Source organism: Brachybacterium zhongshanense, from assembly GCF_055385755.1.
In genome coordinates, this window is the sequence record NZ_AP043790.1 from 401,361 (window position 1) to 415,953 (window position 14,593).

Below are 14,593 nucleotides of genomic sequence, written 5' to 3' on the forward strand. Positions count from 1 at the left end.
GAAGGGGTCGACCGGGTCGGGAGTCGGGCGGGGGAGTGCGCCGGCGTCAGCCGACGATGGGTCGTTCGCGGGGCAGGCGCACCATGCTGGTGCGGTGCTGGAGCGCGAGCGCCGCGCCCACCGTCATCGGTCCCAGACGGCCGACGTACATGCACAGGATCAGCACGACCTTCGCATCCGTCGGCAGGGCGCCCGTGATGCCCGTGGACAGGCCCACGGTGCCGAAGGCGGAGATCACCTCGAACAGCGACTGGTCGAGGGAGAAGGGCGTCATCCGCAGCAGCGCGAAGGTGCCCACCAGCACGATGGTCGCCCCCAGCATCAGCACGCCGATGGCCTGGCGGATGGTGTCCTGGGGGATGCGCCGGCCGAAGACCTCGACGTCCGGATCGCCGCGGACCTCGGCCCAGATCGACAGCACCAGGAGCGCGAAGGTCGTCACCCGGATGCCGCCGGCGGTGGAGCCGGAGCCGCCGCCGATGAACATGAGCACGTCGGTGAACAGGCGCCCCTCGCCGGTCAGCTCCCCGACGTCGAGCATCGCGAACCCGCCGGAGCGGGGCATCACCGCGGTGAAGGCCGCTGCCAGGAGCTTCCCCGGGACGCTCTCCTGGCCGAGGGTCTGCGGGTTCGACCACTCCATCACGAGGAAGCCGACCCAACCGGCCGCCAGCAGCAGCGCCGAGGTCGCGAGCGTCAGCTTCACGTGCACGCTCCAGCGGCGCGGAGTGCGCCACTTCTTGACGAGCACGAGGATGACCGGGAAGCCGAGCGAGCCGATCGCCACCGCGATCGCGATCGGGACCATGAACAGCGGGTCCCCGGCGTACTGCTCGATGCCCGCGGCCTCCGGGACGAAGCCGGCGTTGTTGAAGGCGCTGATCGCGTAGAACATGCCCAGGAACAGCGAGCGGCCGGTGCTGTGCTCGGTAAAGATCATGTACGGCGTCAGGGTGATGAACGTGAGGACCTCGAGCGATGTCGACGTGATCACGATCGTGCGCAGCACCCCGCCGACCTCGGCCAGGCGCTCCGTGCGGGTCTCGGAGGCGGTGCTGATGCGCTGGGCCAGCCCCAGGCGGCGCATCACCGACAGGCTCAGCAGCGAGGCGAGCGTCAGCATGCCCATGCCGCCGAGCTTGATGGCGACCATGATGACCGTCAGCCCGAAGGTCGACCAGTGAGCGCCGGTGTCCACCGTCGTCAGACCGGTCACGCAGATCGCGGAGACTGCCGTGAACAGGGCGTCGACGAAGGGCGTGCGTCCTCCGTCGGACGAGGCCGCAGGCAGCGCCAGCAGGATCGTGAACAGCACGATCAGTCCCGTGAAGGCGGCCAGGGCGAGCCGCACCGGGGTGGGGCGCCGCAGATGGTGGACCACGCGGCGCCAGCCGGCGGGCCGACGCGGCGGCAGGGAGGGCGGGAGCCGTCGGGGCATGAGCCCGCTGCCGTCGTGGAACATCCCGCCGCCCCCTTCCTGCCGCTCCGTCCGGACCCCGTCGGCGGCATCCGCCGGGGAGACCGGGAGGACGCCGTGCGCCCGGAGAGGGGCGCACCCGCTGTGCGCCGGGAAGTCTACGTCGCAGTCGCGGACGCGGCGCCGTGTCGGAGATGGGTACTCTTCGATCCATGCGTGACGAGGCGAAGGACACGGCCGGGTCCGGCTGCGTCGTGGTCTGGGACGAGGCCTTCGCGGCCTACGACTTCGGGCCCTACCACCCCATGTCCCCGGTGCGCCTGACGCTCACCCACGAGCTCGCCCGCAGCGCCGGGCTGCTCGACCGCCCGGGGGTGCGCCTGATCGGGGCACCGGTCGCGACCGACGAGCAGCTGCTCACGGTCCACGAGCCGGAGCTCCTCGCGGCGGTCCGGCGCGCCTCGCGCCCGGAGGACCTCTCCTCTCCCGATGAGCTGATCGCCCTGGGCATCGGCGGCGACGACGTCCCCGCCTTCGACGGGATGCACACCGCGGCCGCGCGCATCGTCGGCGGCTCCCTCGCCGCGGTCGACGAGATCCTCTCCGGGCGCGCCCATCGGGCCGTGAACGTCGCCGGAGGCATGCACCATGCCAAGCCCGGTGCCGCCTCCGGGTTCTGCGTCTACAACGATGCCGCGATCGCGATCCGCCGGGCCCTGGACACCGGAGCCGAGCGGGTGCTGTACGTCGACGTCGACGTCCACCACGGCGACGGCGTCGAGCGCGCCCTGTGGGACGAGCCGCGCGCGATCACCCTGTCGGTCCACGAGACCGGGGAGCGCCTGTTCCCCGGGACCGGCTTCGTGCAGGACTCCGGCGGCCCCGGAGCCCCGGGCAGCGCGATCAACGTCCCCCTGCCGCCGCGCACCGACGCCGCCGGCTGGGTTCGCGCCATCGGGGCCGTCGTCCCGGCGCTCGCCCGGGCGATCCGGCCGACGCTCCTGGTCACCCAGCACGGCGCCGACACCCACCGGGTGGACCCGCTGGCCGACTTCTCGGTGACGCTCGAGGCCCATCGCGCGGTGATGGCGATGCTCTCCGAGGTCGCCGACGAGGTCTGCGAGGGGCGCTGGCTCGCCCTCGGCGGAGGCGGCTACGCGGTCATCGACGTGGTCCCGCGCTCCTGGGCGCAGCTGATCGCCGTGGTCACCGGCGAGGCGGTCGATCCGGCGACGCCGCTGCCCGCGGCCTACCTGGAGGCCGACGCGAGGGCGCGCGCCGAGCACGGCCTGTCCCCGGAGCCGGGCCTGCGCACCTGGGGCGACGGCCGTCCCCTCGCCGTGCGCGACTGGGCCCAGGGCTTCGACCCCGAGGCCGCTCTCGACCGCGCGGTCCAGGCCGCCCGGCGCACCGCCTTCCCCGAATGGGGCCTGGACCCGTTCCTCGACTGACCTGTTCCTCGACTGACCTGTATCGCGATGGAGAGATCCCCGCACCTGCGACAATGACCGCCAGCCGTTCCCGCGGGCGCTCCCGCCCGCGGTCCGTCGGACGATGCGGGGGGTTTCCATGGACAGCACCGACACCGCCGTGCTCGACGACTTCGCCGAGCATCTGCGCGAGCTCGCGCTGCCGCTCCCCGCGGAGGGGGCCGAGCAGGCGCGCGCCGAGGTCGCCCAGGCGCTGTCGCAGCTGGCGGACCATGTCGTCCCTCGCCTGGAGTCGCTGGACGCGCCGCTGCTGGTCGTCGTCGGCGGCTCCACCGGCGCCGGCAAGTCGACACTCGTGAACTCCCTGGTCGGGCAGGAGGTCAGCCGCTCCGGTGCGATCCGACCCACGACCCGTCGGCCCGTCCTGCTCCACCATCCGGCCGATGAGGCGTGGTTCACCGGGCGGCGCATCCTACCCGGCCTCGCGCGCGTCAGGGCAGGGGCCGACGCCGGTTCGCCGGCCGCCCCGTCGCCGGATGTCCCGTCGTCGGCCGTCCCGTCGTCGGCCGAGGAGGGTGACCTGGAGCCCTCGAGCAGCCTCGAGCTGCGCTCCCTGGAGGCGGTCCCGCGCGGGATCGCCCTGCTGGACGCCCCCGACATCGACTCGGTTGCGATCGGCAACCGCGAGCTCGCCCGACAGCTGCTGCGGGCCGCGGACCTCTGGCTGTTCGTCACCACCGCCAACCGGTACGCCGACGCGGTCCCGTGGGAGGTCCTGCGCACCGCCGCCGAGCGCGACGTGACCGTCGACGTCGTCATGAACCGGATCCCGAGCGCTCCCGGTGCGGCCGAGGAGCTCGGCGAGGACCTGCGCGCCATGCTCGAGAAGGAGGGGATCGAGGCGACGCGCCTGATGCTCGTGCCCGAGATCGAGCTCGGCGAGGACCGGCTGCTGCCCGCGGAGGTGATCGCCGAGCTGCGCGGACGACTGGACTCCATCGCCGCGGACACGGCGGGCCGCGGCCGCATCGCCCGGCGCACCCTCGCCGGCGCCGTCGGATCGCTCGCGGTCTCCGCTCGGGGGATCGCCGAGGGGGCGCGCGCCCAGGAGCAGGAGGTCGAGCGTCTGCGGGGCGAGGCGGCGGAGGCGTTCGCGGAGTCCCGAGAGCGGATCGATGAGGCTGTCGGCGACGGCTCCCTGCTGCGCGGCGAGGTGCTCTCCCGCTGGCAGGACGTCGTCGGCACGGGGGATCTCCTGCGCGGGGTCGAGTCGATGGTCTCCCGTCTGCGCGACCGGATCGGCATGGCCCTGACCGGGCGGACCGCACCGGCGATCGCGGCCGAGGAAGCGCTGGGCACGGGGCTCGTGCACGTGCTGATCGACGAGTCGGCGCGCGGGGCCGAGCGCGCCGAGAGCGCCTGGCGGGCCTCGCCCTCAGGCCGCATGCTCGTCGAGGGCCGGGACCTCTCGCGGATACCCGACGGCTTCGGCGAGGAGGCCTCGGCGGCGGTGCGCGCCTGGCAGGGGGATGTGCTGGAGATGGTCCGCTCCGAGGGCGCCGACCGGCGCCAGAGGGCCAGGATCCTCTCCCTCGGGGTCAACGCGGTGGGTGTGGCTCTGATGATCGTCGTGTTCGCCTCCACCGCCTTCATCCCCACAGGGCTCGAGGTCGGCGCCGGGGCCGCGACCGCGGTCGTCGGCCAGAAGCTCCTGGAGACGATCTTCGGCGACGAGGCGGTGCGGCGCATGGCGCGGATCGCCCGCGAGAGGCTCACCGTCCGCCTGGACGCTCTGGTCGGCACCCGTGCCGCCGTCTTCGACGCCCGGCTGGACGAGCTCGCCGTCGCCGGCGACGCCTCCGCGCTCGACGCCGACGCGACCGCCCTCGACGGCCTCGCGGCGCGGATCCGCGGAGGCTCCGAGGAGACCGCGGCCGACGGACTGGGCGCCGATGGGCTGAGCACCGACGGACTGAGCGCCGACGGGCGGAGCGAGGCATGAGCCCGCGCACAGGAGCGCGCCGACGGGGTCGGGACTCCCGTCGCAGCACCGGCCTGCCCCTCGCCGAGCGCATCGCAGCACTCGATCGCGCCGTCGACGTCCTCGACGGCATCGCCCCCGCCGCCGACGTCACCGTTGTGAGGGAGCTGCTCGGGCGGATCGACCGGCGGCGGGCGCTGTCGGCGGAGCACACGATCGTCGGGATCTTCGGAGCCACCGGATCAGGCAAGTCGACACTCGTGAACTCCCTGGTCGGAACCGAGATCTCGCGAGCGGCGGTGCGTCGTCCGACGACGGGCGCGCCCGTCGCCGCGGTCCTCGGGGAGCGGGGGAGCGAAGCGCTGCTGGACTGGCTCGGCGTCGAGGACCGTCATCTGCTCGACGGCACCGGCGTCGCCCTGGAGGCGTCGGCGCTCGCCGACGGCAGCGCGGGCGGGACCGGCGCGGAGCCGCCCGGGATCGTGCTCCTGGATCTGCCGGACTTCGACTCGGTGCAGGCGGACAACCGCGCGGTCGTCGAGCGCATGACCGGGATGGTCGACGTCATCGTGTGGGTCACCGACCCGCAGAAGTACGCCGACGCCGTGCTGCATCGCGACTTCGTGCGGCCCTTCGCCGGCCATGACGCCGTCACCGTCGTGGTCCTGAACCAGATCGATCTGCTGCGCGCGGACGAGCGCGAGGGCGTGCTCGCCTCGCTCGGAGGGATCGTCCGCGAGGACGGTCTGACGGCCGCGCCCGTGCTCGGCGTCTCCGCGACAACCGGCGAGGGCCTGGATGCGCTGCGGGACCGTATCGTCGACCTCGCCCGCGGGCGAGGGGCCTCCGCCGCCCGCCAGAGGGCCGATGTCGTCTCCGGCGCCTCCCGCCTGCTCGCGGTCGCCGATCCTGCCGGGCTGGCGACCGGGACCGACCCCGCCGCGGTCGACGCGCTCGTCGAGGACCTCGCGGTCGCCGCGCGCACGGAGCCCGTGGCCTCCGCCGTCGGCGCCTCTTACCGCTACCGCGCCCAGGGGAAGGTCGGCTGGCCGCCCGTGAGGTGGCTGCGGCGCCTCCGGGCCGATCCGCTGCGGCGCCTGGGCATCGTCGCACGCCCCGAGGGGGAGGGCCCTTCGCGCACCTCGCTGCCCGAGCCCGACGCCGCCTCCCGCGCCCGCGCCTCCGAGGGCGTGCGCCGCTTCGCGGACGCCGCCTCCACCGGGGGCACCGACCCCTGGCGCGCGGCCCTGCGGCGCGCCGCCCGCCGCCGCGAGGAGGAGCTGCCCGACGCCCTCGACCAGGCCGTCGCGGGCGCCGATCTGCGAGCGGGGGAGTCGGCCGGGTGGTGGTTCCTGCTCGACGTGCTGCAGTGGCTCGCGGTGCTCACCTGGGTCGTGGGCCTCGGCTGGCTCGCACTCGACGCGGTCCTCGCCTTCCTCGGCCTCCCCGCTCTGCCGCGGCCGATGCTCGAGGGCCTGGGGATCCCCGTGCCGCTGCCGACGGCGCTCATCGTGCTCGGCATCGCCGTCGGCGTCCTGCTCGGCACCGCCGGCACGGCGGTCGCGGCGATGAGCGGCGCCTGGCATCGCCGACGCGCGCGGAAGGCGCTGCGCGAGAGGGTGCGGCAGACGGCGGAGGAGCTCGTGGTCGCGGAGGTCTCCGCGCGCCTGGAGGACGCCTCCGCGGCTGCGAGCGATCTCGCACACGCCGGAGGGGTGGGACCCGGTTCCCCCGTGTAGAATCGCTGGTCGACCGTGGCGCCGGACCCGCGCACTACCGCTGTGGAGCATCCGCGGGCCGCGCATCGCAATCCGCCGGACCACCCGCAGGCCCCTGGCCTGCAGAACTGAGGCACCCATGGGTTCTGTCGTCAAGAAGCGTCGCAAGCGCATGTCGAAGAAGAAGCACCGCAAGCTCCTTCGCAAGACGCGCCACCAGCGTCGCAACAAGAAGTGAGCTGACGCCCGCGACGCCGCGACACCGCCCACGGGCGGCGCCCGTCAGGGCAGGCTCCCGACCCCCTCGGACCAGATCCGCGGGGGTCGTTCTCTGTGCACTGCGGAATGCTGCGGCGGCCGGCGTGGCCGGTGGTCAGCGTTCAGCGTTCAGCGGCGCAGGATGCGGCGCCACAGGGGCCGGCGCGAGAGAGCGGCGCGCAGCGTCTCCGCGTCGACACGGTACTTCGCATGGACGGAGCCGTCGACGATGATCACCGGTACGTCGTAGTCCCAGTCGGCGCGCAGGGTCTCGTCCTCGTCGATGTCGCGCACCTCGACGGTGCTGCCGGCGCGGTCGGCCTCGGCCCGCACCACGGGAAGGGCCTCCTCGCACAGGTGGCAGCCCTCACGGGTGAGGAAGAGGACCCGGGCGTCCGGGTCGGTCGGAGAGGGGATGCGTGCAGCGGGCATGACGGGAAGCCTAACCATGAGGACGGGCCGCCCGCCGGATGGCGGACGGCCCGTGGGGCGCGGCACCGGCTCGCAGGGAGCCGCTGCCGCAGGATCGTCGTGGAGGAGCGGGATCAGGCGGCGGTCGGCGCCGTGAACTCGGCCTCGATGGCGATCTTGACCTCGTCGGAGACCAGGACGCCGCCGGCCTCGAGGGCGGCGTTCCAGGTCAGACCGAAGTCCTTGCGGGAGATCTTGAGGTCCGCGGTGAAGCCCGCGCGGTAGGTGCCGAAGGGATCGGTGGCGGCGCCCTCGTAGCTGAGGTCGAGCACGACCGGCTTGGTCACGCCGTGGATGGTCAGGTCGCCGTGCAGGTCGTCGCCCTGGACGGAGGTCGAGACGAAGGTGATCTCCGGGAAGTTCTCGGCGTCGAAGAAGTCGGCGCTCTTGAGGTGGCCGTCGCGGTCGGGGTTGCCGGTCGAGACCGAGTCCACCTTGAGGGTGGCCGCGAAGGACAGGTCCTCGCCCCCGTCGCCGACGGTCAGCGTCCCCTCGACCTCGCCGAAGTGGCCGCGGACCTTGGAGATGCCGGCGTGGCGCACGGTGAACGCGGCGGAGGTGTGGGAGGCGTCGAGGGTCCAGGTTCCGGGGGTGAGGTCGCTCATGGGGAGGCTCCTTCTGCGTGGTGGTCGGGTGACGGCCCGAGGGATGCCGTGCGACGGATGCCGCGCGGCCTCGGACCGCTTGTGCTTGAAAGATAAACTAAAATCCGGGATGATGCAAGAGGCTGCTTCGTCCCGGAGTCAGCAAACGTGATGGAGGTCATAATGGCAAGCGATGTGACGGCGACGGGCGGCGCGGAGCGCGAGGAGGAGTCCCGCGCCTCGACGCCCGAGGAGCTCTGGCTCACCCGCACGGAGCAGAAGGCATGGAGGCTCTTCCTCTATGCGACGACCCTGCTGAACGAGGGGCTCTCCGAGGCGCTCGAGTCCGATCCCGAGATCGACCTGACGCTCGGGGAGTACGAGATCATGGTCCGGCTGTCGGAGGCCGACGGCGGCTCGATCCGCATGTCCGACCTCGCCGACCAGGTCGTCCACTCCCGCTCCCGGCTCACCCACACGATCGCCCGCATGGAGAAGCGCGGGATCGTCGAGCGCGTGCGCTGCTCCTCCGACGGTCGGGGGCGCCAGGCCCAGCTGACCGATGCCGGCCATGCGCTGCTGGTCGCCGCCGCCCCCACGCACGTGCGCTCCGTGCGGGAGAGGCTGCTGGATGCCGTCGGCCATGACGACTTCCTCGAGCTCGGACGGATCCTCGCCAAGACCCTGCCGACGGATGCCCCCGTCGAGCTGGGGTGTCCTGCGACTCACGACGGCGCCGCGGACCCAGCGTGAGCGGATGTTCCGTTGGTACCGTGAGGCGGCTCAGTCCCACGGAGGAAACAGCACCCATGACGACCACCACCGTCCACCTCGTCCGCCACGGCGAGGTGCACAACCCCGAGCGCATCCTGTACGGACGCATGCCCGGGTACCGCCTCTCGGAGCGCGGCGAGCAGATGGCGCAGCTCGTCGGCACCCATCTGGCGGACGCCGACGTCGCCCTGGTGCGCTCGTCCCCGCTGCTGCGCGCCCGGCAGACCGCCGCCCCGATCGCCGCACCCCACGGGCTCGAGATCTCCGAGGATGAGCGGCTGATCGAGTCGGACAACCATTTCGAGGGTCAGCGCATGGGCCACGGCGAGGCCAAGCTCACCGACCCCCGCAACTGGCGGTACTTCGTGAACCCGTTCCGGCCCTCCTGGGGTGAGCCCTACCGCGACCAGGTCGCACGCGTCACCGCCGTCATGCACGAGGTGCGCGCCGAGGCCGAGGGGCGCGAGGCCGTGCTGGTCCTCCACCAGCTGCCCATCTGGCTCACCCGACGCAGTGCCGAGGGGCGGCCCCTGGTCCATGATCCGCGACGCCGCCAGTGCGGGCTGTGCTCCGTCACCAGCTTCCGCTTCATCGGGCCCCACCTCGCGGGCGTCGACTATGCCGAGCCCGCGGCCGCGCTCTATGCCGGTGCCGTCGACGCCACCGGAGGGAAGCTCGTATGAGACCGTCCCGCTCGCTCCGCCGCACCGCTGCGGCCTCCCGTCCGGCGGACGCCCGATCGGCGGTCGCGCTCTCCGCGATCCCCAGCCGCCGTGCGCTCCTGACCGGCGCCGGGTCGATCGGTGCCGCTGTGCTGCTGGCAGCCTGCGGCACCGACACCTCCGATCGCTACGCCACCGGGTCCGACGACGACGCCGGCTACGTCTCCGGTGACGGCGTCACCGTGGAGATCGATGCCGCGGATCGCGCCGACCCCATCGACTTCTCCGGCACCACCTACGACGGTGATGCGTTCGCCTCCGCCGACGCGCTCGGCGACGTGCTCGTCCTCAACGTCTGGTACGCCTCGTGCCCGCCCTGCCGCCAGGAGGCCCCCGACCTGCAGGAGATCCACGAGGACTATGCCGACCAGGGAGTCCGCTTCGTCGGCGTCAACGTGCGCGACGAGGCGGGTCCCGCTCTCGCCTTCGAGGAGAAGTACGGGCTGACCTACCCGTCCCTGCCGGACCTCGACGCGACGATCATGTACGCCCTGCGCGGGCAGGTCTCGCCGAACGCCGTGCCGTCGACCCTCGTCATCGACCGCGAGGGCCGTGTGGCCGCTCGCATCTCCGGCGCCGCGGATCCTTCGACGCTGCGCGCCATGATCGACAAGGTCCTCGCCGAATGATCGTCGCCGACATCGGGGAGGCCTTCCAGGCCACGGCGCTGTCCGGTTCGCTGCTGCTGGCGATCGCGGTGTCGGCGGCGGCCGGGCTCGTCGCCTTCCTGTCCCCGTGCGTGCTGCCCGTCGTCCCCGGCTACCTGGGGTACGTCTCCGGGCTCGCCGGTCAGAGCGCCACGGCCGCCCCGAGGGTCGGCGCCCAGACCGGTCGGATGGCCGTGAAGGGTGCCGGCGCTCCGGGGGGACGTGCCGGGACCGGGCGGATGCTCGCCGGCAGTCTGCTGTTCGTGGCCGGCTTCGCCGTCGTCTTCATGATCCTGGGCGGCTTCGCCGGGACGCTGGGCTATCTGCTGCAGGCGCATGCCGTGTGGATCGACCGCATCGCCGGCGTGGTCGTGATCCTCATGGGGCTCGTCTTCATGGGGGCGATCCCCGCCCTGTCCGGCACCGCCCGGATCGGGAGCGGCAGGCCCGATGCGGGCCTCATCGGCGCCCCCCTGATGGGCGTCGTCTTCGGGCTGAGCTGGACACCCTGCATCGGCCCGACCTATGCCGCGATCGTCGCGCTCTCGCTCGACGGGGGCGCCGGAGGCGGTGCCGCCGTGCGCGGGGGAGTGCTCGCGCTCGCCTACTCCCTGGGGCTCGGCATCCCCTTCGTCCTGTTCGCCCTGCTGTTCGACAAGGCCCTCGGGCTGAGCAAGGCCATCGCCCGGCATCGCCGGACGATCGGGCTGCTCTCCGGTGCCCTGCTGATCGCCATCGGCGTCCTGCTCCTGACCGGCCAGTGGTCGGTGTGGATGGCGGGGCTGCAGGGGATGATCGCGACCTACGAACCGGTGGTGTGATGGCCCGCAGTGCGAAGGCTGCCAAGACGGCGACGACGGATGACCCGAGCACGGGTGCCGACTCGTCGGAGACCTGGAGCAGCAAGACCGACAAGGACGGCGTCGTCGTACCGCCCTCGCTGGGGCTGCGAGGCACTCTGCTGTTCCTCTGGCGCCAGCTGACCAGCATGCAGACCGCCCTGATCCTCCTGATGCTGCTCGCGGTCGCCGCCGTCCCCGGATCGCTGTACCCGCAGCGCTCGGTGAACGCGACCCTGACCGAGCAGTTCCTCGAGGAGAACGGGACCTACGGCGAGATCCTCGATGCGCTGGGCTTCTTCGAGGTCTTCAGCTCGCCCTGGTTCTCGGCGATCTACCTGCTGCTGTTCATCTCCCTGATCGGCTGCATCATCCCGCGGGTGCTGGTGCACCTCCGGCAGCTGCGCTCCAAGCCGCCGCGCACGCCATCGCGGCTGCGCCGCTTCGTCGGCTACACGCGGGTCGAGCTCGCGGACGCCGACGCCGATGAGCTGCTGGGGGCGGCGCAGAAGCTGCTGCGCCGGCGCCGCTACCGCACCGACCGGATCCCCGAGAAGGCGTCCGCCTCGATCAGCGCGGAACGGGGACTGCTGCGCGAGACCGGGAACCTCGTCTTCCACATCGCGCTGCTCGGTGTGCTGGTGTGCGTGGCCGGAGGGCAGCTCACCAGCTATCGCGGCCAGGTCACCATCGTCGAGGGCGGCGGCTTCTCGAACTCCCTGACGCAGTACGACTCCTTCGACTCCGGAGCCCTCTTCGACGCCTCCGAGCTGGCCGAGCTCCAGCTCACCCTGGATGACTTCCGCGCCACCTACGACACCTCGCAGACCGACCGGATCGGCACCCCGACCTCCTTCGAGGCCGACGTCACCGTCACCACCCCCGACAGCGACACCTTCACCCAGACCCTGCAGGTCAACAAGCCTTTGAACGTCGACGGCACCTCCGTGTTCCTGCTCGGCAACGGCTATGCGCCGGAGATCACGCTGACCGACTCCGAGGGCACGGTCGTGGCCGAGGGACCCCTCATCACGATCCCCTCGGGCGATACCGGCTACACCTCGCAGCTGGTGCTGAAGGCTCCCGATGCGGCGCCCGAGCAGCTGGCCGTGGTCGGATACTTCCTGCCCACCGCGGAGATCGACGAGACCGGTCCGCACTCGACCTATCCCGATCTGCTGGACCCGGCGATCGTGGTGACCGTCTACCAGGGCGACCTCGGCCTGGACGACGGCATCCCGCAGAACGCCTACTCCATCGACCTGTCGACCCTCAGCCCGCTGACCGACGACGACTCCGACAGTCCGCTGCTGATCCGTCTCGCCCCCGGTGAGGAGTACGCGCTGCCTGACGGCTCCGTGCTCAGCTTCGACGGCGTCAAGCGCTATGCCGCCTTCGACGTCGCCTACGACCCCTTCGAGCGCTGGGTGCTGGGCTTCGCGCTCTCCGCCGCGCTCGGGCTGATCCTGTCCCTGTTCGTGCCGCGTCGCAGGATGTGGGTGCGCGTCGCACCGTCGGCCGACGGGACCGGAGCGGTCCTCGAGGTCGCCGGTCTCGCCCGTAGCGAGGATCCCTCGCTAGAGGACGACGTCCGCGCGTTCGCCCGCCGTCTCGCGGGCGACGGAGATCCGGTCGACGGAGATCCGGTCGACGGGGAGACGCGCGGCGGCGCCTCCGCCGGCGGCGCTCCCGTCGCAGGCGCTGTGACGCAGACGTCGGCGACCTCGCTCACCTCTCTGGATGCTGAGACGGGCTCGGAAGAGGACAATGGCGGGGCCGACTCCGCGTCCGACGGCTCGCGACCCGCGTCCGACGAGGCCGCGCCGCGACCCGGAACGACGGCGGAGGGCGCCCCGCAGACGGGGCGTGCAGGGCAGGACAGCGACCAAGATCCCGGTGAGCCGCGCGCGGAGCACGGGGACGACACCCCCGAAGGGAGCACCCGGTGATCGATCAGCAGCTGGCCGAGGTCTCGAACCTCGCCATCGTGATCGCGATCGTGCTGTACGTGCTGGCACTGATCGGCTTCGCGGCGGACCTCGCCTCGACCTCCCAGCGTCGGAGCGACGAACGCCTGGCCGAGCGCGACCGCGAGGCCTCTCGCGACGAGTCCCTGGTCGGGGCGGGCGTCTCCGCCGGAACGGGCGGGAGCGTCGGATCGGCCCCCGTCGAGGGGGACGGGACGGTGTCCGCATCCGCGGAGGCGGGCGGTGGATCCGCGAGCGCGGCGGACTCCTCGATGTCGCCGCAGCGCTTCGGGTTCCTCCTGGCCTCGGCGGCGGTCGTGCTGCATGTGGCCGGAGTGCTCATGCGCTCGATCGCGACGCAGCGCGTGCCGTGGGCGAACATGTACGAGTTCGCGACCACCAGCTCCGCCGTCGTCATGGTGGCCTTCCTGGTCTTCTCGATCCGTCGCAAGGATCTGCGCGCCCTGGGCACCTTCGTGGTCGGGCCCATCCTGCTGCTGATGCTGCTCGCGCAGACCCTGTGGATCGTCCCGGCCGCCGAGCTCACGCCCAGCCTGCAGAACTCCCACTGGATCTACATCCACATCGGCGTGGCGATCCTCGCCACGGCGCTGTCGATCCTGGGTGCCGTCGTCGCCGGACTGCAGCTGCTCAGCGCCCGTCATGAGAAGGTCCTGGCCGCGCGCGTCGCCGACGGCGAGGAGGATCCCGAGCACTGGGGCCGCGCGGGGCGCATCCTCGACCGGCTCCCTCGCTCGAAGGATCTCGAGGGCCTGAGCTTCCGCATCCACTCCGTCGCCTTCGTCTGCTGGACCTTCACGCTGATCTTCGGCGCCATCTGGGCCCGCGAGGCCTGGGGCCGCTACTGGGGATGGGATCCCAAGGAGGTGTGGACCTTCATCATCTGGGTCGTCTACGCCGCCTACCTGCACGCCCGTGCCACCGGTGGTTTCCGCGGCTCCCGCGCCGCGTGGCTCGCCCTGGCGGGGTTCCTGTGCGTGGTCTTCAACTACACCATCGTCAACACGGTGATCAACGGCCTGCACTCCTACTCCGGCCTGTGACCCGCCCAGGGCTGTGACCCGTCCGGAGCTGTGACCCCGCTGGTCGTGACCTGCCCGGGGCTGTGACGCCGCTGGTCGTGACCTGCCTGGGCCCGTGATCTCCCCGAACCTGTGACCTGGGCGGGGTGCGTCGGGCTGCTCGGTCCCGCGATCCGGGGACGCGTCGCCTCCGGGGCGCCCGGTCGCTCGGGGAGCGGTCTGCTCAGGCTCCAGCCCCGCCCTTGCGCTCGGGGCCGTCACCCGGGCGTTCGCTGTCCTCTGGATCCTCGGGATCCTGATTCTGGCGCGCTCTTTCCTCGCGCTCCCGGGCGCGCTTCTCACGGCGGATGTCCTCGTCGAGCTTGCGCAGGAACTCGGGATCCTCATCAGGGGCCAGCGGTCCGCTGCGGCGCGGGGCGCGGCCGCTGCGGCCCATGCCGGGGCCGCCCGGACCGTCTCCCCATCCGCGCCCACCGGGGCCGCCGTCGCCGCCTCCCGGGCCGCCCCAGCCTCCGCGGGAGCTCCCGCCGGAGCGATCCTTGCCGACCAGCAGCCAGGTCAGGGGACCGGCCCAGGGGATCAGGACGATCAGGATGATCCACGCCCACCGAGGTATTCCGCGCGCGATGCGGTCCTCGGTCTGGATGCAATCCGCCAGGGCGTAGATGGTCAGACCGAGGGAGACGATGGCGATGAGGGCGCGGGCCATGGTCGAAGTCTAGGCATGGTGTGTGTTACTGCG

Annotated in this window: 14 protein-coding genes; 10 read left to right on the forward strand and 4 right to left on the reverse strand. The window is 72.4% G+C overall.

Annotated elements, in window-relative coordinates; all coding sequences use genetic code 11:
• Window positions 1–46: 46 nt before the first annotated feature.
• Complete coding sequence (locus ACZ5AJ_RS01725; protein WP_464136558.1) at window positions 47–1,462, reverse strand: TrkH family potassium uptake protein; 1,416 nt, start codon at window positions 1,460–1,462, stop codon at window positions 47–49.
• Between the two features lie 167 nt (window positions 1,463–1,629).
• Between ACZ5AJ_RS01725 and ACZ5AJ_RS01730 the strand changes: the two genes are divergently transcribed.
• The 4 genes from ACZ5AJ_RS01730 to ACZ5AJ_RS01745 all read left to right on the forward strand — a co-directional run bounded on the left by ACZ5AJ_RS01730 (window position 1,630) and on the right by ACZ5AJ_RS01745 (window position 6,784).
• Window positions 1,630–2,868 carry an acetoin utilization protein AcuC gene (locus tag ACZ5AJ_RS01730; protein WP_464136560.1) on the forward strand — a complete coding sequence of 413 codons (1,239 nt, stop codon included), beginning with the start codon at window positions 1,630–1,632 and terminating at the stop codon, window positions 2,866–2,868.
• Window positions 2,869–2,986: 118 nt separating this feature from the next.
• Window positions 2,987–4,849, forward strand: a complete 1,863-nt coding sequence (locus ACZ5AJ_RS01735) for a dynamin family protein (protein ID WP_464136564.1) — start codon at window positions 2,987–2,989, stop codon at window positions 4,847–4,849.
• Window positions 4,846–6,567 (forward strand): GTPase, encoded by a 1,722-nt coding sequence (locus tag ACZ5AJ_RS01740; RefSeq protein ID WP_464136565.1) that lies wholly within the window; start codon window positions 4,846–4,848, stop codon window positions 6,565–6,567. The genes ACZ5AJ_RS01735 and ACZ5AJ_RS01740 overlap by 4 nt, the downstream gene beginning before the upstream one ends.
• 118 nt (window positions 6,568–6,685) lie before the next feature.
• Window positions 6,686–6,784, forward strand: a complete 99-nt coding sequence (locus ACZ5AJ_RS01745; protein ID WP_019174583.1) for a 30S ribosomal protein bS22 — start codon at window positions 6,686–6,688, stop codon at window positions 6,782–6,784.
• Between the two features lie 149 nt (window positions 6,785–6,933).
• Here ACZ5AJ_RS01745 and ACZ5AJ_RS01750 read toward each other — a convergent pair whose 3' ends face one another.
• Together ACZ5AJ_RS01750 and ACZ5AJ_RS01755 are read right to left on the reverse strand one after the other, a co-directional pair.
• Window positions 6,934–7,236 (reverse strand): glutaredoxin family protein, encoded by a 303-nt coding sequence (locus tag ACZ5AJ_RS01750; protein WP_464136568.1) that lies wholly within the window; start codon window positions 7,234–7,236, stop codon window positions 6,934–6,936.
• Window positions 7,237–7,349: 113 nt separating this feature from the next.
• Window positions 7,350–7,880 carry a YceI family protein gene (locus ACZ5AJ_RS01755; protein ID WP_464136569.1) on the reverse strand — a complete coding sequence of 177 codons (531 nt, stop codon included), beginning with the start codon at window positions 7,878–7,880 and terminating at the stop codon, window positions 7,350–7,352.
• A gap of 162 nt (window positions 7,881–8,042) precedes the next feature.
• Here ACZ5AJ_RS01755 and ACZ5AJ_RS01760 point away from each other — a divergent pair, with 162 nt between their 5' ends.
• Genes ACZ5AJ_RS01760 through ccsB form a run of 6 tightly spaced genes read left to right on the forward strand, consistent with a single transcriptional unit; the run spans window position 8,043 to window position 13,872 of the window.
• Complete coding sequence (locus ACZ5AJ_RS01760) at window positions 8,043–8,612, forward strand: MarR family winged helix-turn-helix transcriptional regulator (protein WP_464136571.1); 570 nt, start codon at window positions 8,043–8,045, stop codon at window positions 8,610–8,612.
• Between the two features lie 56 nt (window positions 8,613–8,668).
• The gene (locus ACZ5AJ_RS01765) at window positions 8,669–9,316 is read left to right on the forward strand and encodes a histidine phosphatase family protein (RefSeq protein WP_464136572.1); all 648 of its coding nucleotides are present in this window, start codon (window positions 8,669–8,671) and stop codon (window positions 9,314–9,316) included.
• Window positions 9,313–9,984: a TlpA family protein disulfide reductase gene (locus tag ACZ5AJ_RS01770; protein WP_464136574.1), complete on the forward strand. Its 672-nt coding sequence runs from the start codon at window positions 9,313–9,315 to the stop codon at window positions 9,982–9,984. Before ACZ5AJ_RS01765 ends, ACZ5AJ_RS01770 begins: the two co-directional genes overlap by 4 nt.
• On the forward strand, window positions 9,981–10,823 hold the full coding sequence (locus tag ACZ5AJ_RS01775) for a cytochrome c biogenesis CcdA family protein (RefSeq protein WP_464136575.1): 843 nt from the start codon (window positions 9,981–9,983) through the stop codon (window positions 10,821–10,823). Before ACZ5AJ_RS01770 ends, ACZ5AJ_RS01775 begins: the two co-directional genes overlap by 4 nt.
• On the forward strand, window positions 10,823–12,790 hold the full coding sequence (resB, locus tag ACZ5AJ_RS01780; protein ID WP_464136577.1) for a cytochrome c biogenesis protein ResB: 1,968 nt from the start codon (window positions 10,823–10,825) through the stop codon (window positions 12,788–12,790). Before ACZ5AJ_RS01775 ends, resB begins: the two co-directional genes overlap by 1 nt.
• Complete coding sequence (gene ccsB / locus ACZ5AJ_RS01785) at window positions 12,787–13,872, forward strand: c-type cytochrome biogenesis protein CcsB (protein WP_464136578.1); 1,086 nt, start codon at window positions 12,787–12,789, stop codon at window positions 13,870–13,872. The genes resB and ccsB overlap by 4 nt, the downstream gene beginning before the upstream one ends.
• 202 nt (window positions 13,873–14,074) lie before the next feature.
• Here ccsB and ACZ5AJ_RS01790 read toward each other — a convergent pair whose 3' ends face one another.
• Entirely contained in the window at window positions 14,075–14,560 is a 486-nt protein-coding gene (locus ACZ5AJ_RS01790) for a PLD nuclease N-terminal domain-containing protein (RefSeq protein WP_464136580.1), read from the reverse strand.
• Window positions 14,561–14,593: the final 33 nt, after the last annotated feature.